General features: G+C 42.5%; 25 protein-coding genes and 1 riboswitch. Of the genes, 14 read left to right on the top strand and 11 right to left on the bottom strand.

All coding sequences use genetic code 11. The features are described from left to right. Positions 1-102 precede the first annotated feature (102 nt). Positions 103-1515, top strand: a complete 1413-nt coding sequence (locus EV146_RS01690) for a SpoVR family protein (protein WP_121609724.1) — start codon at positions 103-105, stop codon at positions 1513-1515. Positions 1516-1684: 169 nt separating this feature from the next. On the opposite strand, the gene EV146_RS01685 is transcribed toward EV146_RS01690, so the two are convergent. Continuing rightward, positions 1685-2272 (bottom strand): YhcN/YlaJ family sporulation lipoprotein, encoded by a 588-nt coding sequence (locus EV146_RS01685; RefSeq protein ID WP_158286964.1) that lies wholly within the window; start codon positions 2270-2272, stop codon positions 1685-1687. Positions 2273-2432: 160 nt separating this feature from the next. On the opposite strand from EV146_RS01685, the gene EV146_RS01680 reads away from it, so the two are divergent. The 3 genes from EV146_RS01680 (at position 2433) to EV146_RS01670 (ending at position 5052) form a co-directional block, all read left to right on the top strand. Continuing rightward, complete coding sequence (locus EV146_RS01680) at positions 2433-3356, top strand: cation diffusion facilitator family transporter (protein WP_132001104.1); 924 nt, start codon at positions 2433-2435, stop codon at positions 3354-3356. Between the two features lie 213 nt (positions 3357-3569). Then, positions 3570-3920 carry a hypothetical protein gene (locus EV146_RS01675; RefSeq protein ID WP_132001101.1) on the top strand — a complete coding sequence of 117 codons (351 nt, stop codon included), beginning with the start codon at positions 3570-3572 and terminating at the stop codon, positions 3918-3920. Positions 3921-4143: 223 nt separating this feature from the next. Beyond that, entirely contained in the window at positions 4144-5052 is a 909-nt protein-coding gene (locus tag EV146_RS01670; RefSeq protein WP_132001473.1) for a cation diffusion facilitator family transporter, read from the top strand. A 39-nt stretch (positions 5053-5091) separates the two neighbouring features. On the opposite strand, the gene EV146_RS01665 is transcribed toward EV146_RS01670, so the two are convergent. From EV146_RS01665 to EV146_RS01650, 4 genes are all read right to left on the bottom strand, one after another. Next, the gene (locus EV146_RS01665; protein ID WP_121609719.1) at positions 5092-6471 is read right to left on the bottom strand and encodes a hemolysin family protein; all 1380 of its coding nucleotides are present in this window, start codon (positions 6469-6471) and stop codon (positions 5092-5094) included. A gap of 395 nt (positions 6472-6866) precedes the next feature. Next, positions 6867-7415: a GNAT family N-acetyltransferase gene (locus EV146_RS01660; protein ID WP_121609718.1), complete on the bottom strand. Its 549-nt coding sequence runs from the start codon at positions 7413-7415 to the stop codon at positions 6867-6869. A gap of 502 nt (positions 7416-7917) precedes the next feature. Then, positions 7918-9024, bottom strand: coding sequence for a histidine kinase N-terminal domain-containing protein (locus EV146_RS01655; RefSeq protein ID WP_338419203.1), 1107 nt, complete (start codon positions 9022-9024; stop codon positions 7918-7920). Between the two features lie 178 nt (positions 9025-9202). Beyond that, positions 9203-10072: a cation diffusion facilitator family transporter gene (locus EV146_RS01650; RefSeq protein ID WP_132001095.1), complete on the bottom strand. Its 870-nt coding sequence runs from the start codon at positions 10070-10072 to the stop codon at positions 9203-9205. Between the two features lie 258 nt (positions 10073-10330). Continuing rightward, a riboswitch (TPP riboswitch) is annotated at positions 10331-10437 on the top strand. 96 nt (positions 10438-10533) lie between these two features. Here EV146_RS01650 and thiT point away from each other — a divergent pair. Together thiT and EV146_RS01640 are read left to right on the top strand one after the other, a co-directional pair. Then, positions 10534-11103 (top strand): energy-coupled thiamine transporter ThiT, encoded by a 570-nt coding sequence (thiT, locus tag EV146_RS01645; protein ID WP_306822096.1) that lies wholly within the window; start codon positions 10534-10536, stop codon positions 11101-11103. Between the two features lie 93 nt (positions 11104-11196). Continuing rightward, positions 11197-11649 (top strand): helix-turn-helix transcriptional regulator, encoded by a 453-nt coding sequence (locus tag EV146_RS01640; protein WP_132001092.1) that lies wholly within the window; start codon positions 11197-11199, stop codon positions 11647-11649. A gap of 44 nt (positions 11650-11693) precedes the next feature. On the opposite strand, the gene EV146_RS01635 is transcribed toward EV146_RS01640, so the two are convergent. Beyond that, positions 11694-12212, bottom strand: coding sequence for a universal stress protein (locus EV146_RS01635; RefSeq protein ID WP_132001089.1), 519 nt, complete (start codon positions 12210-12212; stop codon positions 11694-11696). Positions 12213-12390: 178 nt separating this feature from the next. Between EV146_RS01635 and EV146_RS01630 the strand changes: the two genes are divergently transcribed. After that, positions 12391-14859, top strand: coding sequence for a transglycosylase domain-containing protein (locus EV146_RS01630; protein WP_241993774.1), 2469 nt, complete (start codon positions 12391-12393; stop codon positions 14857-14859). A 651-nt stretch (positions 14860-15510) separates the two neighbouring features. Here EV146_RS01630 and EV146_RS01625 read toward each other — a convergent pair. Next, positions 15511-15834 (bottom strand): HPr family phosphocarrier protein, encoded by a 324-nt coding sequence (locus EV146_RS01625; protein WP_121609711.1) that lies wholly within the window; start codon positions 15832-15834, stop codon positions 15511-15513. 207 nt (positions 15835-16041) lie between these two features. Here EV146_RS01625 and iadA point away from each other — a divergent pair, with 207 nt between their 5' ends. From iadA to fumC, 5 genes are all read left to right on the top strand, one after another. Beyond that, positions 16042-17214 (top strand): beta-aspartyl-peptidase, encoded by a 1173-nt coding sequence (gene iadA / locus EV146_RS01620; RefSeq protein WP_132001086.1) that lies wholly within the window; start codon positions 16042-16044, stop codon positions 17212-17214. A gap of 107 nt (positions 17215-17321) precedes the next feature. Then, positions 17322-17870 carry an RNA polymerase sigma factor SigY gene (gene sigY / locus EV146_RS01615; RefSeq protein ID WP_132001082.1) on the top strand — a complete coding sequence of 183 codons (549 nt, stop codon included), beginning with the start codon at positions 17322-17324 and terminating at the stop codon, positions 17868-17870. Beyond that, positions 17836-18198 carry a YxlC family protein gene (locus tag EV146_RS01610; RefSeq protein ID WP_132001079.1) on the top strand — a complete coding sequence of 121 codons (363 nt, stop codon included), beginning with the start codon at positions 17836-17838 and terminating at the stop codon, positions 18196-18198. The genes sigY and EV146_RS01610 overlap by 35 nt, the downstream gene beginning before the upstream one ends. Next, positions 18182-18403: a sigma-Y antisigma factor component gene (locus tag EV146_RS01605; RefSeq protein WP_132001076.1), complete on the top strand. Its 222-nt coding sequence runs from the start codon at positions 18182-18184 to the stop codon at positions 18401-18403. The genes EV146_RS01610 and EV146_RS01605 overlap by 17 nt, the downstream gene beginning before the upstream one ends. A gap of 334 nt (positions 18404-18737) precedes the next feature. Next, positions 18738-20117 (top strand): class II fumarate hydratase, encoded by a 1380-nt coding sequence (gene fumC / locus EV146_RS01600; RefSeq protein WP_132001073.1) that lies wholly within the window; start codon positions 18738-18740, stop codon positions 20115-20117. 65 nt (positions 20118-20182) lie between these two features. On the opposite strand, the gene EV146_RS01595 is transcribed toward fumC, so the two are convergent. Next, entirely contained in the window at positions 20183-20383 is a 201-nt protein-coding gene (locus tag EV146_RS01595) for an alpha/beta-type small acid-soluble spore protein (protein ID WP_121609706.1), read from the bottom strand. Between the two features lie 315 nt (positions 20384-20698). Between EV146_RS01595 and EV146_RS01590 the strand changes: the two genes are divergently transcribed. Further along, complete coding sequence (locus EV146_RS01590) at positions 20699-20941, top strand: hypothetical protein (RefSeq protein WP_132001070.1); 243 nt, start codon at positions 20699-20701, stop codon at positions 20939-20941. A gap of 33 nt (positions 20942-20974) precedes the next feature. Here EV146_RS01590 and EV146_RS01585 read toward each other — a convergent pair whose 3' ends face one another. Next, positions 20975-22081: an ABC transporter ATP-binding protein gene (locus EV146_RS01585; protein WP_121609704.1), complete on the bottom strand. Its 1107-nt coding sequence runs from the start codon at positions 22079-22081 to the stop codon at positions 20975-20977. Between the two features lie 121 nt (positions 22082-22202). Continuing rightward, complete coding sequence (locus tag EV146_RS01580) at positions 22203-23108, bottom strand: PucR family transcriptional regulator (RefSeq protein ID WP_132001067.1); 906 nt, start codon at positions 23106-23108, stop codon at positions 22203-22205. 147 nt (positions 23109-23255) lie between these two features. On the opposite strand from EV146_RS01580, the gene EV146_RS01575 reads away from it, so the two are divergent. Further along, positions 23256-23516, top strand: coding sequence for a metal-sensitive transcriptional regulator (locus EV146_RS01575; protein ID WP_121609702.1), 261 nt, complete (start codon positions 23256-23258; stop codon positions 23514-23516). Between the two features lie 48 nt (positions 23517-23564). On the opposite strand, the gene EV146_RS01570 is transcribed toward EV146_RS01575, so the two are convergent. Further along, a complete protein-coding gene (locus tag EV146_RS01570; RefSeq protein ID WP_132001064.1) occupies positions 23565-23771 on the bottom strand; it encodes a YheE family protein in 207 nt (68 codons plus the stop codon). Between the last annotated feature and the right edge of the window lie 33 nt (positions 23772-23804).

Here is a 23804-nt window from a genome sequence, read left to right as displayed (position 1 = left end):
TCGCCAAACAAATTAAAATGACTTGGGCATAGTTTTAAAGCTCGCTCATCTTTCCTGCTTTTTTGACATACATTGGAATAAGGAAAGGAAGGGGGAAGACGGGTGTCTGAAGATAATAAGTCTTTACAGTATGCAATTTCAGAAATAACTGAAATTGCCCGGGGATTTGGACTTGATTTTTATCCAATGAGATATGAGATTTGTCCGGCCGATATCATTTATACCTTTGGTGCCTACGGAATGCCCACCAGGTTTTCGCACTGGAGCTTTGGAAAGCAATTTTATAAAATGAAGCTGCATTATGATTTAGGCCTTTCCAAGATCTACGAGCTTGTTATCAATTCCAATCCGTGTTATGCATTCCTGCTGGATTCCAATTCATTAATCCAAAACAAGCTGATTGTTGCCCATGTATTGGCCCACTGTGATTTCTTTAAAAATAATATTCGTTTCCAGAATACAAAAAGGGATATGGTGGAAAGCATGGCTGCCACTGCGGACAGGATAAGACGCTATGAAATCGAACATGGCAAACAGGAGGTTGAGACCTTCCTCGATGCTGTCCTTGCTATTGAGGAGCATATCGACCCGTCCCTAATGCGTCCAAAACTTTCCTGGACAATGGAAGATGTCCAATATGAGGAAGAGGATACTCAGGCGGCGACACCTTATGATGATCTCTGGAACCTGGATGGCCCCAAAAAACCTGTAGAAAAAAGGATAAGGAAAGCTAAAAAATTTCCGCCCCAGCCTGAGAAGGATTTGCTGCTGTTCATTGAAAGCTACGGGCGGGAACTGACTGATTGGCAGCGTGACATCCTTACAATGATGAGAGAAGAAATGCTTTATTTCTGGCCACAGCTTGAAACTAAAATCATGAATGAGGGTTGGGCCTCGTACTGGCACCAAAGAATTCTGCGAGAGATGGATCTGACACCTGGGGAAGCAATAGAGTTCGCTAAATTGAACGCAGGAGTCGTACAGCCATCAAAAACGGGGATCAACCCTTACTATTTAGGGTTAAAAGTACTGGAAGACATTGAGGAACGTTATAATAATCCGACCGAAGAAATGAAAAGGCGAGGGGTTGTTCCTGGGTCAGGCAGGGAAAAAATGTTTGAAGTCAGGGAAGTTGAATCAGATATTTCCTTCCTCAGGAATTACCTGACAAAGGATCTAGTCATGCGAGAGGATATGTATCTGTTCCAAAAACAAGGCAAAGAATATAAAATTGTGGATAAAGCCTGGGAACAGGTGAGGGACCAGCTAGTGGGGATGCGTGTAAATGGCGGGTTTCCTTATTTGACAGTGGTGGATGGCGATTATCAGAAGAATGGGGAGCTTTATGTCAAGCATGGCTTTGAGGGAATTGAGCTGGATATTAAATACCTTGAAAAAGTACTTCCGTATATCCATCAGCTCTGGGGCCGAAAATCCCATATCGAAACAATGGTCGAAGGCAGGCCGATGCTGTTCACCTACGATGGGAAAGGAATTAATCGGAAGTACCTCTAAAAAACAGTGTTGATCGATTACCCGAATGGGCACTTGAAGAGTGCGTGCGTTCGGTTTTTTTTTGCTTATAAAAAAAGACCAATGATCACACTGAGATCCATTCTCTGAGCAGGTTGAACCTCAAATGATTTTTGGCTGAATAAGCATAACTTTATTATCATAATTAGGACTACCTGGCATCGGGGAAAACCCTTCTAATTGTTTCCGAAAAATCATCTATGTAGGTCTGCACCGGCTTCCTGGCTTCGATTGCATTCGAATATGATCCCATTTTTTGATAGAAGTCAGGGTTGTCAGATATAAATACCGCATCAGCATGTTCGACATTGGCCTTTACAACCCGGCTGATCTTCCTATGGAGTTCGTCTGTCAATGCATCTGACCCCTTGTCCAGCTTGATTGCAACAAAGGCATTGTTGTCTGTCTCCAGGATGATCGCCTTGGCTACCGGGTCCATTAAGGCCACCTGGTCAGCAGTGATTTCTTCCGTGGTAATCTTTGTACGGCTATTCAGGTGTAATTCATTTAGTTCGGTCCGCCTTGCTGCCATGCGCCTTTCATCAAAGGGACCGCTTGTATGATCGCTGTTAATTTCCGGCCCATTGGTCTGATCAAACGCACTGTCATTGCCAGTGGTGTCCCTTCCCGTAAAGTCGAGTGTTTTAGGGTTGACATCTTGCGAAGGGTGTCCTGAACATCCTTGTGAAAGCAGAACGATAGCGATGATAGAAGCCAGTAAAAAAGGTTTCAATGTCATAAGGATCATTCCTTTCAAGGCATAGGATTCCATGTCATTCTAAAACTATGCAGGGAGCGAGGATTGATGGACGGAATTACGGGGTAAAAATAATTATGTTGAACCTTTCTGTTGTTTTTATCATAATTAAATATACATATACAGAGAGGGGAAATCCGGGATGGGACACGGGCATTCACATGGCCATGGGCACTCGCATGGCCATCACCATAACAGCAATAAAAAGGCCCTTTTTTTATCTTTTATACTAATAGCTTCCTTTATGGTGGTTGAGATAATTGGCGGGATCATGACTAACAGCCTTGCTCTGCTGTCGGATGCAGGTCATATGCTGAGCGATGCAGCTGCACTTGGTTTAAGCTTGTTCGCCATCAAGCTTGGGGAACGCCAGGCTTCAAAGACAAAAACGTATGGATACAAACGGTTTGAAATTATCGCAGCTGCGTTGAACGGACTGACTTTAATCGCAATTTCTTTGTATATCTTTTATGAAGCTTATCACCGATTTATCGATCCGCCAGAAGTACAGAGTTTGGGAATGCTCGCGATCTCTGTAATAGGACTGCTTGTAAATATCGGTGCTGCCTGGATTTTAATGAAGGGGGACAAGGATCACAATCTTAATGTAAGAAGTGCCTTCCTTCACGTCCTTGGTGATTTATTAGGATCCGTTGGAGCGATTGCTGCCGCTCTCGTCATGCTTTTTTGGGGCTGGGGATATGCTGATCCAATTGCAAGTGTGATTGTCTCTGTGCTCATTCTGGTAAGCGGCTGGAGAGTGATGAAGGATTCCTTTCACGTTCTTATGGAAGGGGCACCAGACCAGATTAAACTGGATGACATCAAGCATGCTTTGTTAAGTATTCCTAATGTTCAGGAGGTACATGATTTACATGTTTGGTCGATCACATCCGGAGTGGTCATGCTAAGCTGTCATTTACAGATTTCGTCTGAAGGAGATCACGATTGGATTTTATATGAAGCCCAGTCAATCCTTCATGATAAATTCTCGCTGGACCATTGCACCATTCAGGTTGAGAGTGAGGAAAACGGCTGTCCATCCCATCATGGAACATGCAACTAGTTCAAATCACAACGATAAAACACACATTTTTCTAATGTGCCCCTATTTCAGCACAAGAAATGCACCCCTTACTTCAGCCCCCTAAAAAGAACTTGGGATTCTCTGGTGTGACGCCAGATGCAATCTTTTGGTTATGAAGGTTCCTTATTTTGTAACATATGATAGTGGTTTATGGTGTTAAAATAGAGGAAACCTAATAAACAGGGAGCTAATATGGATAATAATAAAATAGATCAGCTGCTGGAATCCTTCGATGAAATGAAAAAGCTTATGGATACTCTTAGTGAAAAAGTAGAAACAATGGAAAAGCGTCTTGGCAAAGTTGACAGTATTGAACATAGAGTTACATCAAACCAGATAGATATTACAGATATTAAGGAAGCTTTAGAACGGATGGAAGAAGTTCAAGGAATAAGAATGGAAAATGCTCTCAAAGAAATGACCGGGGACATGGATAAAAAGAATGGGGCTGAGTTTAAAACCATTCATAAAAGGCTTGATTCACACTTGCTAAAACTTGGGAGAGTGGAAGAAGACATTCTGATCCTTAAGGAAGAATCTTGAATATGATGGTTTTGGGCCGCTTATAGCAGGCCTTTTTGTTTTTTATAGGGCTTTTTAAGAAATTCTTGCATATGAAGCTTGGTTTAATCAATTGTTAATTAGGTAATAGGTAAAATAAATCACGGTTCCTGAATTTGAAATAGAGAAAAAGAATAGTAAGAAAGTGGGTGATCTTCTGGGTAGTGTAGCAGCGTTTATAAAAAGAGGCAACAAGTCTTCAGGAATGGCGGCCCTTGGAAATACAGTCCTTGCAATCTGCAAGGGGTTTGCTGCTTATATTAGCGGCAGCGGCACGATGCTTGCAACAACGCTCCATTCCGTTGCGGATGCACTTAATCAAGGATTTGTCTTTATTGGCAGCTCCATTTCCGAAAAGGAAGCAACGAGAAAATTCCCAATGGGCTTTGGGCGTGTCGTCAATTTGTTTGTCCTGGTTGCGGTCATCGTCATCTCGATCATGGCCTACGAGACAATCATTAAAGGCTGGGAGATTATCCAGCATCCCAAACCCTCCTCAAATCTCTTGCTTAATGTTTCTATTATGGTCCTGGCTGTGGTCGTGGATGGTGCGATCCTTTTTAAGGCAATGAAGGAAATAGCACATGAAACTAGGACTGAGGCTAAAGGATTCGCCTTGGTTCCAAATGCCTTTAAGAAAGTCCGAATGGCTTCACCGCCAACCAGGCTGGTTTTTTATGAAGATATTATTGCTACTTTCGGTGCCTTGCTTGCCCTAGTTTCCATCGTTCTTGCCCACCTGACTGGCTTTTATCTGCTGGATGGAATTGGCACATTCCTGATTGGTATTCTTTTGATTGGGATTGCAATAAAGATTGGATATGAGAATACGGTCGGGCTAATAGGAGTGGCTGCTCCCAAGGAAGTGGAGGATCGGATTGCGGGAACCATTCTTGCCGATCCAGATGTGATTGATATCAATACCCTGAGAATTGTACAGGAAGGCAGGCAATATCACGTAGAGAGCTACCTGGAATTACGGAAAGGTTTAACGCTGGCGGATGCAGATGATATTAAGTTTCGGGTGAGAGACAAGGTCTTAAAGGATCCTGATGTCGATGATGTTGTAATGGGCATCATAGAAGCGGATGATGTCCAAAACTGGAATTTGTAATCAAAGAAAGCCCCCTTAATGGACAAGGGGGCTTTGCAATTATGAAAGTACCTCTGTTTTAGTTATCGAAAAGGGCTCATCCTGATTGTTGGAGTCTTTTTGGTTTCCCAACCCCTCGGGAGCAGTCTGCTGAAGTGTTACTTCAATATATTTGATATGGTGTTCTTCCATTTCAAGTATATTGAACAAATAGGAGCCAAAGCTAATGATGTCACCTTGCTTGACATCGAAGTTCTCAGTAAGCATCCAGCCGCCGATTGTATCAAAGTCACCTTCTTCAATATCTATTCCCAAAAGGTCGTTGACTTCAGTAACAAGGCATTTGGCGTCAATGATAAAATGATGCTCATTTAGTTTCTGGACGACAGGAACTTCGTCCATATCAAACTCATCCCGGATCTCTCCAACAATTTCCTCCAGTATATCCTCTACTGTCACCAGTCCCGAAGTCCCGCCATATTCATCCATCAGTATGGCCATATGGATTCTGTCCTTTTGCATTTTTACAAGCAAGTCGTGAACAGGGATTGTATCAATTACCCTGATGATAGGGCGGCAATAGTCGGAAAGAGTTTTGTTGCTTGCATCCGGATTTGCGATTAAATCGGTCATGACTTCCTTAATATTGACCAGGCCGATGATATGGTCCTTATCTCCATCAATAATTGGATAACGTGTAAATTTCTCTTCCTTGACTACATTCAGAAACATCTCCAGTGTTTCCTCCTGAGGCATGGAAATGATCTCTGTTCGGGGAACCATTATTTCCTTTGCAATCCGGTTATCAAACTCAAATATTTTATTTACATACTTAAACTCTGATTGGTTTATCTCGCCACTTTTTAAGCTTTCAGACAGAATGATGCGAAGTTCTTCTTCTGAGTGAGCAAGTTCATGTTCCGAAACGGGTTTAAGCCCAACAGAACGGCTAAGAATGCGGGCAGAACCATTTAAAGCCCAGATGAATGGATACATCCCTTTATAGAACCAGATAAGCGGGCCTGCAGTATACAGCGTAACCTTTTCAGCCTTTTGTATCGCCAGGGTTTTTGGAGCCAGTTCACCAACCACCACATGTAAAAAGGTTATAACTACAAAGGCGATGCCAACTGACAAGAAATGTCCGACAGATTCGGGTATTTCAAAATTCTTGAAAATTGGCCGAAGGATGCTGGCAACAGTAGGTTCTCCAAGCCAGCCAATTCCAAGGGCTGTAATCGTGATTCCGAGCTGGCAGGCGGACAAGTATTCATCCAGGTTCGTAATGACTTTTTTCGCCGCCAGTGCCTTTCTGTTGCCTTCTTCAATTAACTGATCAATTCTGGAACTTCTCACTTTCACAATCGCAAATTCTGAAACAACAAAAAATGCAGTAAAAGCAATTAAAATGGCTATCCAAACCAAGTTAAATATGTCCAAGTAATTTCCCTTATCCTGTAGAAACAGGTAAGGAGTCACCTCCCAATAAACTAAAAATTAAAGCCTGCTGAAAAAGCACGCACTAATTATGGTTTTCTCTGATTTTTATAGTGTAGTAGAATACAAACGCTGTTTTCCCTGGCCGTCGAACCAATACCTATTTCTTCGGCAGGGGAACGCTTAAGTTGCCGGTATAATGGCTATTGGGTCGACGATACGATAGATTACCCCACCATATCACCTCAGCTCATTTAAATTTACCTTTAATTATACCACATCTTGTTAGGATACAGTTAGAATTAATATCGGTTATAGTATGATATGAAAAGAACGAATAATATATGAAATGCCAGGTAACTTTTTCCTTTAAAAAATTTGATTCATTGCAGCACGACTTAGGGTTTCAAACTCCATTCTTTAAAAAGCATTCCGTAAACGATCAGATCATGAAACCGGCCATAAAGGTTCTCTCCATCACGGATGACTCCTTCCTTCTTAAACCCAAGACGTTCCGGAATCGCACGGCTTTTCGCATTCCCCGTTCCGCAGCGAATTTCCACCCGGTTTAGGCCCACCTCAAAAAAAATGTAATCCAGGATTGCTTTTACAGTCCTTGTCATAATTCCTTTTCCTTGTGAACCATTCGATAAATAGTAGCCAATGCTGGTCTGAGAATTCCTCCAGTCAATCTGATGCAGGCCAATGGATCCAACCAGCCTGCCTCTGTAACGTATCCCTGCGTTGAACCCGTTATAATCATTAAACTGCTTCTGCCAAAGCGGGATGATGGAGTGGTAGTCAGCGGGGGACGAAATACTGTCGACCCACGGGAGCCATTCACGCAGGTACGGCCGGTTTGTTTCAACAAGCCAATAAAGTTCTTCGGCGTGGTGCAGCTGAAACAGCTGCAGTTCAATATCCTTGTCGACTGTCAATGAGAACATATACAGAACCTCCCAGATCATTTTTTTAATGTTTCATTTTCCTAATAAGGTATTACGCCTTTGACTGAAGTTAGGTTAATTTGGTGGTTATGTAGATAGTGTTGGGCTGGGGGATACTAGTCGAATAATGGTTTATGGGCGGAGTAGATACGGTATTCTATTCCGAGTGCTTAGTGAAATTGCATTGTCTGCTCAGCTTATAAACGGAGGAAGGCACATTTTCCTTGCCGGGCACGGATCAAGAACTGGTCTTCAGGATTTCAGGGAATTTTCGGGTCATTATTCGCATGATGAAGACCTTTTCTTCCGGATCTGAGGAAGGGATAGGCCCTCATCGGCATGATGAAGCCCTTTTCTTTAGAATCTGAGGAAGGGATAGGTTCTCATCGGCATGATGAAGAATTTCCTAAGCCATCCAAGCTTGTTCACGACCTGACTTGAGACTGGCCGGTGAAAGTAATCAATGCAAAGAAAGCCCGTGCAGCTAGGCGACGGGCTTTTTCTATGAGGGATTTTTAGCGAGTGGAAGGAGGATGATAAATTCTGTTTTATCAGGGACAGAGGAGCAAGCAAGGATGCCTTTGTGTTTTTCAATGATTTCCCGGCAAACAAATAGGCCTAGCCCAGTTCCAAGCTTTTTGGTCGTTACAAAAGGCTCGAATATGGACTTAAGCATATGCTCCGGAATGGCCGGTCCGTTGTTGGCTATTTCCAGCTTGATATGAGTATCATTTACTGTGTATCCTTTAATATTTATTTGTGGATCTTCCCGGTACTGGCTCAATACGTCAATGGCATTAAAAACAATATTGATGAGGACCTGCCGTATTTCGTCGGCATAACCCACTAATTCCATTTCTTCGTTCGTTTCCTTGACCACATTCACTTTCGAATCAAGCAGACTCAGATATAAGAAAGCAAGTACTTCATCAATCATAATATTAAGAGAAAATCTTGTCTTCTCCTTCCCAATCAGCTCCTTTTTTGAAAGCAGCAGGTATTGGGAAATCTGGAAGTTCAACTGGTCGAGTTCGTTGGTAATAATGTCCAGGTATTTCATGTCTGGATGGTCAGCCTTCAGCAGCTGAATAAAGCCCTGGATGGATGTCAATGGATTTCTGAATTCATGGATGAAGCTTGAAGTCATTTGGCCCAGCAGTGTCAGTCGATCCTGGTGTGTGGAATTAATAAATTCATTTTTTTCTTCAATGATCTTATTTTTATGCTCTGAATAGTACGAAACTGCAAAATACAGAAAGTGGTCAAAACAATAATTAATTCGGTCAATCGATTCCTGAAGGTGATCCCAGTCAAGTTCGAGTTTTTTCAAATAGGAGTAGATGATTGACCGGCCCAGATTAACATTGTAGACAAAGTCGCCAATATTAATATTGGCCTTTACCCGTTCTTTCCCGATCAAAATGGCCAGCTTTTCGATATGCAGGTCAACCTCATCATCAGGTTTTGAGAACAGGTTGATAATAATGCCTAGCATCTCTTCCGCGTTGGAGCTGATTTTATCTCTATAAGGGTCATCCTCTGATATTTGAATTTTTTTCGTCCACTCCGCAATTAAAGAGTCCTTTTCTGATAAAAGAAAGTCCGTCATTTTTTTTTTCGTTACTACGTGCATCGCGTTTCCCTCACTTTGCCATTCGGTACTTATATTAATTCTTTGTAAACATCAAAAATCCTTTAATGAATGCAAAAAGGTACTTTAGATATAGAAATAAAAAAGCTGCCAGAAGGATCCGGCAGCATGGGATAAGGTTTAAAAACTCAGATGTTCAGACAGAAAAAGGCTCAATATGGATAGTGGCACTTTGAACATTGCATTCCTTCTCCAGTCTTTTTTCTATTTTTTCGGTGATTTCATGGCTTTCGATCACATTCAAATCTGGATCTACACGAATAGTGGTCTCAACTAGAACTTGATTTCCGTGCATTCGTGCTTTCAGGTCTGTTACTTCATAGACCCCACGGGTAGATTGAACGGTTTCTTTTATCTTTTCCAGCGAATGTGTGTCAAATCCGTCTGTAAGGGTATGAGAAGCCTCCAGGAAAATTTCCCAGGCTGTTTTGCAGATAATGAGACCCACAATGATGGCGGTTATTATATCAAGATATACGAAACCAAAATGGGCGCCGATAATTCCAATAAAGGCTCCGATGCTGACCAGCATATCTGAACGGTTATCATATGCCACGGCCTTGATGCTTGAAGAATTGATTCTCTTTCCTAATTTCAGATTATATCGATAAACTCCATACATCGCTGCTGCACACCCGAGTGCGACCCAGCCTGATACAAGATCAGGTGTCGTGCTATGCCGGTTAAATATGGATTCCACGCCGCCAATGATAACCTGGATTCCGACAGAAACCATTATAAATGCTGCAACTAACGATGCAATTGATTCAGCGCGGTAATGGCCATATAAATGATTATGGTCTGCCGGCTTCCGCGAAATCTTTAATCCAATCAACACTGCGACCGAGGCTACAATATCGGTTGAATTGTTGAGCCCATCAGCCCAAAGCCCTTCTGAATTCCATACTTTTCCTGCTGTCAGCTTAACAGCTGCCAGGATGAGATAAGCGAGGATACTGACCCACGCACCTCTTTCACCAGCTTTAATTTGTTCATTCCGATCCATCTTGATTCCTCCAACAGTCTAAGTGCATATTTAAATCTATCAAATAAAGGTTCTGTGGGTCTATAGAAACATTGTAAGACATGGGAAGCAGTGTTGAGGACGGGAAACTCTTTTTGAAGCATCAACAATCGTCAAAGAAAATACTTGTATATTCTTAACCGGACAGATGGTAAAAATACCTGCTTTTCCAGCCTGCGGTAAAAACAATCCTTGTATTTTAAAACAATTAATAGTATAGTCAGAACGAAATAATTTTAAAAATACCACAAGGGGAGCTGCATAAGGCGGCTGAGAGTGAGCGTTATAGTTCTGACCCTTTGAACCTGTTAGTTAACACTAGCGAAGGAATGTGGATACGATCAAAGGGCAATCCAGTATCCTGCAGGTTCTGGGTTGCCTTTTTTTTGCATCTAAAGGGAGAATACAGACTTTAACCTCATCTTTATTAAGAGGAGGAGAGCATGATGGAGAAAAAGCGTACATTATTTTTAGTCGAAGCTGCTGCGTTTACAGCTTTGGCCTATTTGCTTGATTTAGTCTCTGCATTCATTTTTTCAAGGATATGGCCACAGGGGGGCTCTGTGTCCATTGCGATGGTCCCGATCTTTCTGATGGCTTTTCGATGGGGGTTAAAGGGCGGCTTGACCACAGGATTTCTGCTGGGCCTTTTACAGCTGGTCATAGGAATGCCCCAGCTGTATCACCCTGTACAGGGAATCATCGATTATCTTGTTGCATTTACCGTGGTCGGCCTAGCGGGTATTTTTGCTCCTGCGATCAAGCAAGCAGTCAACGAGGGCAACAAGGCCTGGGTATGGTATGCCCTTATAGGTACAGCCGCGGGAAGCTTACTTAGGTTCCTTGCTCACTTTTATACAGGCTGGGTATTTTTTGGTTCATATGCCCCGGAAGGACAGCCGGTTGCCCTGTACTCTTTGTTGTATAATGGCACTTATATGCTTCCGAGTATGATCCTAAGCATGATTTTGGTCATCATGGTCATTTCAGCTGCACCGAAAAGAATGCTCTGATCTTATGGGAAGTCAGCTGCCGCTAAAAAAGTTTGTAGGAGGCGGCAGGGTCGTGTAAAATTACACTATCCTACTACAAAGGAATGACGGCTGATGAACAGAGGAGAAATCATTGCCAAAGTTTCAGAAAAAGTAAGGCTGGTCAGGACTGAAGCCGGCTATACGCAGGATAAAATGGCAGATATCATTGGAGTATCAAAAAAGACACTCGTCCAGATTGAAAAAGGAAGGATTCCTGCTGGCTGGTCGACCGTCGTCACAGTATGTGCTTTGTTCAGGGAGACAGAAACCATTCAGTACATTTTGGGCAATGAGCCTTTGGAAGTACTTGAAACCATAGCCCATGAAGGCATCGATTATCGCAAAGAGAAGACATTGGGCGGGAAAGTCTGGTGGAGGGAAATCCGGAATAAAAATGGGTTTATTCTTCAGCAAAATATCTTAAGCCAGCATTATCGAATCTTAGACAGTGACCATTACCGCATCTACAGCAGTTTCCATGAGGGGGAAAGCAACGCACGGTTCCACGAGCTTGCCAATAGCTGATAATAGTAAAAACTGGGATGAGCCAGCAGGCCCATCCCAGTTTTTTATTTTGCAATCAGAACAGAGCAAGGAGCATTTTCTGCAATTTTTTGGCTGGTTGAACCCATGAAGATCTGTTTCAGCCCCGTATTTCCGGGTGGCCCAAGGATTAAAAGGTCTGCTTGTTCAGCTTCGGCAAAATCACATATGCTTTCGGCGGGGTTTCCTTCAATAATCTTATAACGGGCATCTACTTCGTTCTTTTCTAATTCTGTCCTGGCATTATATATAGCCTGTTCGGCGCTGTTTACCAGCTTTGCATGCGTAGATTTTCCAGCTGCATTGTTCTCGAGAGCCAGTGGAGGTGCAGAAAGTTCGTCAACTGTATAGGTTTCAATCCGCGGTCCCGGGATAGCTAGCTCTTTGGATTCCACAGGGACATTGATCAGTTTTTCTTTATACACATGGACTACGATTAAATCCATCAGCGGATATAATTTCTTTAAAAAACCTGCCATTTCAAGGGCCTTATTGCAGCCCCCGGAATTATCATATGCGACGACGACTTTATTAAATTGACTCATAGCTGGAATCCCCCTTCCTTATCCTCGTTTTCTATTTCTATTCCCGGAATTCTGCCTCAACAATCCTGGACTTAACGATTATTAAGCTAGCAACTAAGTGTAAAACAGCATCAGCTTGGGTAATAAAAAAGGAATTGTCATTTTATACGTCATTTTTAAAAAAAGGCAGGGGTGGAAGTTGAATAATCATTCTTTTATTGCAAGATTTTTTAGAGGCTGGAAAAGGTTCCATATGAACCAGGTGCTCGTATTATCATTTTCCACGGCAGTACTCGCTTTTTTAGGTTTTTTTCATGTTTACTCTGAAGGGGCGGATGTCAGTGCATTAAATGATAACCTCAATCTGTCAACTATTATTTATGATCATAAGGGTGAAGTGGCCAGCAAGATATCTTCGAATAAAAATGAAGGAGTTAAGATCAATGAAATCCCTGATGATATGAAGAATGCTGTCATTGCCATTGAAGACCACCGCTTTTATGAACATGATGGGATTGATTATCTGGGGATATCAAGAGCCTTTTATAAAAATATCAAGGCGGGAGGAATTGTCGAGGGAGGCAGTACCATAACCCAGCAGCTGACCAAAAATACCCTCCTGACATCCGAAAAAACATATAAAAGGAAAATAGAAGAATTCTTCCTTGCCCGGGAAATCGAAAAGCAATATTCAAAGGACGAAATCATGCAGATGTATTTAAACCGTATCTACTTCGGCAATGGCTCCTGGGGAGTCAAAAGGGCGGCCATGAACTATTTTGGAAAAGAGCTGAAGGATATAAGCGCAGATGAAGCAGCGTTGCTCGCAGGTTTAATAAAAGCTCCATCGGCACTGGATCCCTATAATCATTATGATGCAGCCATTGAACGCAGAAATGTTGTTTTACAGGCGATGAAGACTCAAGGATTCCTGTCGGAGGAAGAATATCAAAAGGCTGTTGAAAAAAAGGTCGTCCTTAATGAAGGTGGCCGGGATCCGTTACGGGGGAAACATCCATTTTACATCGACCATGTAATAGAAGAAGCAATTTCAAGGTATGGACTTACCCAGGATGAACTGCTTTCAGGAGGATACCGAATCTATACTGAAATGGATGTCTCCATGCAGACTGCCATGGAAGATACATACAGCAAAGATGAATTATTCCCGAAAGGTACAAAAGATCAGAATGTACAAAGCGGAGGCGTCCTTGTCGATCCAAAGACGGGTGGTGTCAGGGCCATTGTCGGCGGCCGGGGTGAACATGTTTTTCGGGGCTTTAACCGGGCTACACAGCTTAAAACACAGCCAGGGTCTATTATGAAACCGCTCGTAGTCTATACTCCGGCACTGGAAGAGGGCTGGGGTGTAACGGAGAAATTAAAAGATGAGGAAATGGAGTTCAATGGGTATAAGCCAGGGAACCACAGCGGCACATTTAAAGGAGATGTGCCAATGCATGAAGCGTTGAAGGATTCGCTTAATGTCCCGGCTGTCTGGCTGTTGAATGAAATGGGGATCTCCAAAGGCCTGGATGCAGCAAAAAGGTTTGGAATCCCGCTGGATGAGAACGACCGCAATCTTGCCATCGCCCTTGGGGGACTGGATAAAGGGGTATCTCCTCTCAATATGGCTGAGGCATACTCTGCATTTGCCAATGACGGTGTAAGAACCGAAGCCCATGCTATTTCAAGAATTGAAGACAGTGAGGGCAATAAGATTGTTGAATGGAAGGAAAAGAAAACAAAGGTCACCGAAAAAGAGATTGCTGATAAAATGACTTCCATGCTCCTTGAGGTTGTTCAGGAAGGAACCGGAAGAGGCGCCCAGATTTCAGGGAGAGAAGTTGCTGGTAAAACCGGTACAACACAGGTACCCGTCGAAGGCATAAAAGGAGTCAAGGACCAATGGTTTGTAGGATATACCCCGCAGCTGGTTGGGGCAGTCTGGGTTGGCTATGACCAAACGGACGAAAAGCACTACCTGACTACTACAAGCAGTGAAGGGGCAGCACTGGTGTTCAAAGACTTCATGGGAGAAGCTTTAAAAGGCACTAAGCCGGCCTCCTTTAACGTAAAGGCGATATCCGAATACGAAAGAGAACAGAAGAACAAAACCAAGAAAGCATCAGCGACTAAAAAAGACCCGGTAAAGAATAGTATTGAACGAAAGGAAAAAGTGACGGAGGAGCCAGTAAAAAAGAAACCCCAAACGAAAAAGGCAGAGGCATCAGAAAACAGCCAAACACAGCCGCAAAGTCAACCTGTGAAAGAACAACCTGCCTCCAGTACTTCCAGTCCAAAGCCAGTTCAGGAGAAGAAGGAGGAGAAACAAAAAACAGAAAAAAATGTTTCTGAAGAAAAGAAACAGGAACATAAGCCAGAACAAGCTCCTGCGCCAAAGGAGAAGACAAACAGTGGGAAACCTCCTGTAAAAGAAGTAGAAAAAGAAAAAGAGAAAGAGAAAGAGAAAGAAGAACAGGGCAATGAGAATAACCAGAGTCAAAAGCCAGAAGAAAAGTCATCAGAACCAGCACCAGAAGAAGGCAGTCAGCAAGGAGGCGATGAAAAAGAGGAGGGAGGAGCCACAGAAGAATCCGGCGGAGAGAATACTGAAGAACCACAGCCTCCAGCCGAGGATACAGGCGAAGCCGAACAAGCATCTTAAACACGGGACAATCCCGTGTTTTTTTTCTGAAAAAAAAGAGTAAAGAGCCAAACCGGGATGCTGTTGGCAAAATAAAGAGGTGGTACGAAAAATAAAATGGAGATTTTCAAAAATAAAAGAAGGTAATTGAAAGATAAAGTATCATTTTTAAAGATAAGAGGGACTGTTTGGAGAATAAAAAGGGGCAGGGGGCATTTAGAATTGCTGTTTGAAAAATAATCGAAGTGGTACCCAAAAATAAAAATGAGACATTGAAAAATAAAAGAAGGTAATTGAAAAATAGAGCATCATTTTTAAAAGATAAGAGGGATTCTTTGGAGAATAAAAAGGGGTGGGGCCATTTAGAATAGCTGTTTGAAAAATAAACCAGTTGATACGAAAAATAAAATGGAGACTTTTAAAAATAAAAGAAGGTAATTGAAAGATAAAGTATCATTTTGAAAAATTATGAGGTCCTGTTTGAAAAATAAAAAAGGAGCTGAGGCGCCTGGGATCGCTGCTAGAAGAATAAAAGCCGATATCTCAAAACATGCGAAGCAACTAACGTAGCCCAGTTTTAAAACAGGGCAAAATAAAAAGACTGTGACAACTCGATTATAAATCGAGTTGTCTACAGTCTGAGAGGCGCCGTAAGTTAGAGGGACCCTTTCTTTATACCTGAAATGATTCGGATGTTTCCAGGAAATGTTTTCGGTTTATTCGTACCAGGGAGGTTTCATTTGTCAGCATCTTCGTTAATTGGTGAAGATTGTTTTCAACATCTATTCCCTCAACAATGATCTTTAAGGTTGTTTGGGGCTCAACGGTCAGCAGAAATGAAACTAATTTTGGAAGGACGGAAGCATCGACGGCCTTCTGCTTGCTATATAGATAAGTAGTACCTTTTAATTTTTTTGCTGTTTGATGTATTTCAAGCATTTTTTTCATTGAAAATCTTTTTTGGACGATTACGTTAGATGACATAATCTCTTTCATAATATGTAGACTCCTTTATTATCTTTTTCGTTGTCTGTACTGGTTTTTTACCCGCATAAGCAAGAGTCAAAACCTTAAGACCGAGATTGACGCCACCTGGTTCAGATTAAATTTTTCCATTAATCCTTTGGAATAGATACAGCCTTGCATTCCAATCCTTATGATGATGAAAAAGATATCGTTTTATTTTTAGGAAGGGGCATTGTTATGCTTACACTTATTAAAAACGGAGAAGTTTTTGCACCTGAATACCTCGGTAAGAAAGACTTGCTGATCGTTAATGATAAAATCGGATATATATTGGGGGGAATTGGAAAACCAGAGGGATTTGTTGACATTGAGGTAATCGATGCGGCAGGAAAACTTATTGTACCGGGCTTTATTGATTCTCACGTCCATATTATTGGGGGCGGCGGCGAGGGCAGCTATAAAACCAGGACTCCTGAGCTGCAACTGACCGAGGCTACATTGGCCGGGGTCACAACGATAGTGGGTGTAATTGGCACTGACGGAACAACCAGGACGATGGCAGGCCTTATTGCCAAGGCACGCGGACTGGAGGAGGAAGGAATCACCTGTTTTGTCCAAACCGGCTCTTATCAGGTTCCGGTTAAAACGTTGACAGGAAAAATAGAAGATGACTTAATACTCGTGGATAAAATTATTGGGGTTGGGGAAATCGCCATTGCGGATCACCGATCATCCCAGCCGACCTGTGAGGAGCTTGCCAAGATTGCCTCGGCTGCAAGGATAGGCGGGATGCTTTCCGGAAAGGCGGGGATCGTCAATGTTCATGTGGGTGACAGCAAGGACCATTTAAAAGTCATCGAGCAGGTTGTTGAAAAAACCGATGTGCCAATAAAGCAGTTTTATCCTACGCATATAAACCGCAATCCTCATCTTTTTGAAGCGGGAATCAAGTTTGCTCTAAAAGGCGGGTATGTGGATTTTACGACAAGCTCGATTCCGAAATTTTTGAAGGAAGGGGAAGTTAAATGCAGCCAGGCTTTAAGGCGGATGCTCGAGGCAGGTGTTGATATTTCAAGAATTACCTACACCTCTGACGCCCAGGCCAGCCTTCCTGATTTTGATGCTAACGGGGAACTCAACGGGTTAAAGATTGGAAGGATTTCCTCGCTTTATAAAGAGGTAAGAGACAGTGTGCTTGATGAAAAGATTCCGCTTGAGGTTGCTTTAAGAGTGATCACTCAAAATCCCGCAGCTATTTTAAAATTAAAGAACAAGGGGTCAATAGAACCCGGGAAAGATGCGGATTTTGTTTTTTTGAACAAAGACACCCTGGAAGTAGACACCGTGTTTGCAATGGGGAAAATGATGACCCAAAATGGAAAAGCCGTTGTAAAAGGAACATTTGAATAAAATGAACAATATTCTCCTTTCATCCGTCGTATCTATATTCAAAGCTATGTACCAGCGAAACAGAGAAAACCAAAGGGAAGGCGAAAGGGAAGAGAGGGCTTGGTTTCATGGAGGAAAAAGAACTGGTAAAAAAAGCGAAACAGGGGGACCACAGCGCTTTTTCCATGCTATTCAGGGGAAATTACCCTTTACTTTTAAAATACTTGCTTAAAGTGACCATGAATCCCGATGCTGCCGAAGAATTGGCTCAGGAAACAATGGCGAAAAGTCTTGAAAAAATTCACCTTTTTAATGGGAAATCCAAATTTTCTACCTGGCTAATTTCCATTTCAACGAATCTGTTTATTGACCAGCATAGAAAAAGAAAGCGCGAAATTGCCTGGCGGGAACAGGAGACTGACGGCAGAAAACTCAAATGGCATATGGATAGCCGAAGGGAAGAGTGGAGTGATGCCTTATCGGCACTGAGCCGCTTATCCAGTGAAATGAGGGCGGCAATCATTCTTAAGCATTACTATGGATATTCTTATGATGAAATTGGCGAGATGCTTCGTGTTTCTCCTGGAACGGTTAAATCCCGGGTCCATAACGGGCTCACAGCGGTTAGAAAGGAGCTGGATCATGATGGAAAAGAACCAAAAAAAGGAGTTAATTAGGAAGCATGGTGAAGATGTAACTGGTACGGTCGAGACAATAAAAAAAGAACTGGAACGATTTGACACCATCGATCTAGTAAAAACCCCAGATGATAATTGGTTCGAGCAATTTGTTGCAATAGAAATGAAAAGACAGAAAAAACAATTCCGAAGAGATCTGACTTTATTTTTAATCCTGGCTGCAGTGATTCTTAGCACGATTATCTTTACCCTCATGGCACGCCCATTTTTCTTCCTGGTTCTGCAGGCAGCGGCAGTAGCTTTTACATTTTTTTATACCGGAATGCGGCTGAGAAAGCGAGAGGAACTGCATGAGAAGCAATCTTAATCCCGAGCATACCGCATTTTTAATCATTGGATCTGCAGCTGCCCTGCTTGCACAAAGTATCTTCCTGTTTATGGATGCCAGGAAACATGGACATAATCACTGGATTTGGGGAATCCTGGGCCTCATTCAGGCGCCGTTCCCCCTGCTTGTTTATCTCCTTGCTTTCCGGAAAATTTGGAAAAGGGGGAAGAGTTTTGAGCATTAGCTTCTTCCATGTCACAAAACTTTCTAGTTTACATTGCTGAAGACAATGATGGTTATGTTAGCCTTAAGATAATAGAAAGCTTATGTCAGGAGGCTGTGTCATGGAGCAATTTTCTGTTACCCTGTGCATTGCGAGCATTATGGTCCTTATCTATTTTATCGGGCATGCCATCGCTCACAAAGCTTAACCGAATCAATTTCTTGTCTTGTGCTGAAACCAGAAGCGGTTTCGGCTTTTTCTGTTTTAAAAGCCTTCTTGCTGTGAAATGATGGTAAAACAAGTTATTCTTAATTTGTGAATCGTTTAATAAAAGAATAATTCAGGAGGGATTTAAATGGCAGACTTCCGGATTGAAAAAGATACGTTAGGCGAGATCAGGGTGCCAGCGGAAAAATATTGGGGTGCCCAGACACAAAGGAGCAGGGAAAACTTTAAGATTGGCAAGGAAACGATGCCTCTTGAAGTTGTTTATGCATTTGCTCAAATAAAGAAAGCCGCAGCAAAGGTAAATTTTAGACTTGGTAAAATGTCTGAGGCCAAAAAGGATGGAGTTTGTCAGGCTTGTACAGAAATCCTCGAAGGGAAATTTGATGATCATTTTCCTCTTTTTGTGTGGCAAACGGGGAGCGGTACCCAAACCAACATGAATGTAAATGAAGTGGTGGCAAGAAGAGCGAATGAGATTCTAGAAAGCCGGCAGGAGGAAGATCGCATTCATCCTAATGATGATGTTAATATGTCCCAAAGCTCGAACGATACATTTCCTACAGCTATGCATATTGCAGCTCTTCAAGAGATTACTGAAAAATTGCTCCCCTCACTAGAGCAGTTGAAAAATACGCTGAAGAATAGAGAAGAAAGGTTTGCAAAGGTTATTAAAATTGGAAGGACTCACCTTCAGGATGCTACCCCATTAACTTTAGGTCAGGAAATCAGCGGCTGGAGGGCCATGCTTGAAAAGGATACCACAATGATCTCTGAATCGATGCGTCATCTTGAGGAACTGGCCATTGGCGGAACAGCGGTGGGCACAGGGATTAATGCGGATAAGAACTTTGGCCCCATGACTGCCAGTGAGATTTCGGATCAGACAGGCCTTACTTTTAAATCCTCCGACAATAAATTCCATGCACTTACCTCTCATGACGAGCTTGTGCATGTACATGGAGCCTTAAAGGCACTGGCGGCTGATTTAATGAAGATTGCCAATGATGTTCGCTGGCTGGCAAGCGGGCCAAGAAGCGGCATTGGAGAGCTGACAATTCCTGCAAATGAGCCGGGCAGCTCCATCATGCCCGGAAAGGTGAATCCAACCCAAAGCGAAGCCCTGACCATGATTGCCTCCCAGGTATTTGGGAATGATGCCACCATTGGTTTTGCAGCGAGTCAGGGGAATTTCGAATTAAATGTTTTTAAACCAGTCATCATCTATAATTTTTTACAGAGTGTGAGGCTGCTCGCTGATGGGATGAATAGCTTTGATAAAAATTGTGCGGCAGGAATTGAGGCGAATATTGAGGTGATCCAAGCGAACCTTAATCATTCACTGATGTTGGTTACAGCATTGAACCCTCATATAGGCTATGAAAAGGCAGCGGAAATCGCAAAGCTTGCTTTTAAAGAAAACTTGAATTTAAAGGAAGCTGCTATTAAAACCGGGTATTTGACCAGTGACGAATATGAAGAATGGGTAAAGCCCGAAAACATGGTATAAACTTGAAAGCCCCCTTCTGAAGAAGGGGGCTTAGCCATTTTATCATTTAATTTTGTTTAATTAGATTAACCTTGGAAGCCGCTCATTTGTTGTTGAGCCATGCTCACTAGACGCTTAGTGATTTCTCCTCCAACTGAACCGTTAGCACGGGAAGTTGTATCGGCTCCAAGATTTACACCAAATTCTTGGGCGATTTCTTGCTTCATTTGGTTAAGAGCTTGCTCAACACCAGGAACCAATAATTGATTTGAGTTGTTATTAGGCATTAATGTTTCCTCCTTTGTGTTTTCACTTGTTGTTTTAGGGTCAGAATGGACTTGAACCAATAATGGCTGTTCGCCATTGCTCCTGCCTAACCCGATATAGGAGTAAATCTTTGATTTGCTAATAATAATCTCTGTCCTGTTTACTTGTTTGGTGAAGCTGTGTTGCTGTTGTTAATTCTAGTATGGGATTTTTTTTACGGTTTATTCACATGATAAAACAGGGAATTTATCCCATAAGGGTAACAGCCTTTTATACATATTCATGTCCTCAGGATACAAACTAAGGAATAACCGAACAAGAAAGGAATGGGATCAATGGGGATGTGTCCTGTATGTAACGGATTTGAAATTGTTCAGGCTCTGTGTCCTGATTGCGGAAGCAAAATGGAGCATGAGGGGCGAGAAGCGGAATATTATGATGATTACAGCCCATATATGCCAATTGATCTGATGAAGCTTGAAGATGGATACCCTTCAGACTTTAAGGATGGGGAATGTCCGCACTTGTTTGCCTGCCGCAACTGCGGATCCGACAAAGTGGTGATGATAAAGGAATAACCTCCAGCGATGGAGGTTATTCCGGTTTATATATTATTCTGCTGGGCGGATTCTTGACTCCGTCTCAGTATCGAAGAAGTGTACTTTATTCATGTCAAAGGCTAGTTCAAGAATTTCACCCGGATTAATATCTGTGCGGGAATCAATGCGTGCAACGAAATCCTGACCTTCAAATGTAGAATAAACCATGGTTTCTGCACCAGTTAGCTCGGATACATCTACATGAGCTTTAATTGTAGCGCCTTTAGATGCCTCAATAAATACAGGCTCGTCATGAAGATCTTCAGGTCTGATGCCAAGGATGATATCTTTGCCAACGTATCCTTGCTCACGCAGAACTTTCATTTTTCCTTCTGGAATGGCAATAGATGCCTTGCCTGCCACAAACTTTCCTTCTTCAAGCTTTCCGTTGAAGAAGTTCATGGAAGGTGAACCGATAAATCCGCCGACAAAGACGTTCTCTGGCTTTTCGTAAACATCTTTAGGAGCACCAACCTGTTGAATGATTCCGTCTTTCATAACAACGAGGCGGGTGGCCATTGTCATGGCTTCTGTCTGGTCATGGGTTACATAGATTGTAGTTGTGTCCAGGCGGCGGTGAAGCTTGGCAATTTCAGCACGCATCTGGACACGAAGCTTTGCATCAAGGTTGGACAATGGCTCGTCCATCAAGAATACTTTCGCATCACGGACAATTGCACGGCCAAGGGCAACACGCTGGCGCTGACCACCGGAAAGCGCTTTTGGCTTTCGGTCTAAGTATGGTTCAAGTCCAAGAATTTTGGCTGCTTCTTTCACGCGGCGATCAATCTCATCCTTGGCAAATTTGCGAAGTTTCAATCCGAATGCCATATTATCATAAACACTCATGTGAGGGTATAGTGCATAGTTCTGGAAAACCATCGCGATATCACGGTCTTTTGGAGGAACGTCATTTACGCGTCTGCCATCAATCGAAAAATCACCTTTTGAGATTTCTTCAAGACCGGCAATCATACGAAGTGTAGTGGATTTACCGCAACCGGAAGGACCAACGAAAACGATGAATTCCTTATCCTGGATGTGAAGGTTGAAGTCTGTTACTGCGGTTACATTGTTGTCATAAATTTTATAAATATTATCTAATTTTAACTCGGCCATCTTTTTAAAGCCTCCCTAGTCAATTGGTTTACACTGTTAGTTTAGCAAGACAGCCAATATTAGGCATCGGCAACCTGCACAAAAAAATGTAAGCCTTTTTATGCACTTTTTTGAAAGCGGTTTATTCTGTGTTTTCGGCGATCAGGCAGGCAAGGTAGACAGTAAGGGCAGAGCTGAAATCTTTTAGATTCATCCCTGTTTTTTCTGTGAACTTTTCCAGCCTGTACTGCAGCGTATTTCGATGGACATAGAGCTTTTTCGCGGCCAAAGAGGTGTTGGAAGAATTCTCGAGGAATACCTTCATTGTTTCCATCAGTTCATGGTCTTCCCGGAAAATCTGAATAACATCCGCTTCAAGCAGCAGTCCGGGTGTTTCAGGCAAATGGGCTGCAAGTAAAGAAGGAAAGATTTTTTCAAATGTAAGGGCCCTTTCTTTTGAAATCAGTCGCATTCCCTCTATGAACAGGTTCCTCTCGTAAAAAAAGGATGTTCTGATTTCTGTTGAATCGGTACGGAATTTGCCAATATAAAAGGAGGGTTTTATAAAAAAGTCACTTTCAATTGTTGTCGCAATGGATTGAAATTCTTCCTCCTCATATCCGGCATCCGACCTTTCTTCAACGATGATGCCATTAGATCGATCCAGCCAGATAAACGCAGGTGAATTGTGGAAAAACTCCTTTAGGGCTGTTTCCAGTTCTTTGTTGTCTATATCATCCTTGCTGATCTGGAACTGAATAAAACGAATCCCTGCAGGTGAAAAAGACGGAGGGTCACAATCCTCAAACAGGAATGAATGCCATTGCTTTGCTGCCCCGGCAAGATAAATGGAGTCATCCGGAACGACTAATTCAAATAGTTTGCATAATAATTCCAGTTGTCCCGGACTCACATCTTCCTTAGGAATCCCGATCCAGGATCCTTCATTTCCTTGGTCTTTAAACCAATAATACTGATTGCTGGTAGATTCAGGCGGTAAATTTGTTGTAATGGAATTGGGATAAAAGTTCTCTAGTTTGCTTAGCATAACTCATCCTCGTATCTAAATTTGATAAATACACACTTTTTTCTTATTATAACAGTAATGAGTACCCTTGTACGACCTGTTAATATAATGGTAGAATTAGCCGTTGTTTCAGATTTGAATACCGATGGCATTGGAAAGAGGTGCATGATGGAATATTCACAGGATATGAAGAACCGGTTGAAGAGACTGGAAGGCCAGGTAAGGGGAGTCTTGCGGATGATGGAAGAAGGCAATCACTGCAAGGACGTTGTAACCCAGCTTTCGGCTATACGTTCAGCGACTGACCGTGCAATCGGCTTTATCGTAGCAAAAAATCTCGAATCCTGCATCCGCGAAGCCGGCGAGGAAGGGAAAAATGCAGAAGACGCTATTCAGGAAGCCGTCAATATGCTGGTGAAAAGCAGATAGACACCATCATCCTTATGATGAGGTGTCTTTTTTTACTTGCATCCACGATCATTTATCGTATACATGGAACAGCATTAAATCATGGATTTGGGCTTCCAGGATCGATTTCGCTTCAGGGAAACCCGATGTCCATTCTATTCGCCCTTCCGGATGGTAGATTCCAGAATATCTTTGCTTCATATAATAAAAAGAAAATCGCCACCCGGGTATATCTGCATGTTCATATAGCGGCTTATACTGAAAATGTGTCAGCATTCAACTCCCCCCTCATTACATTTTACGATTTGG

This window comes from Mesobacillus foraminis (assembly GCF_004340465.1).
In the GTDB taxonomy this organism is placed as follows: Bacteria; Bacillota; Bacilli; order Bacillales; family Cytobacillaceae; genus Mesobacillus_B; species Mesobacillus_B foraminis.
Note: the sequence above shows the minus strand (reverse complement) of the source record. Positions and strands in the feature narration are given on the sequence as shown.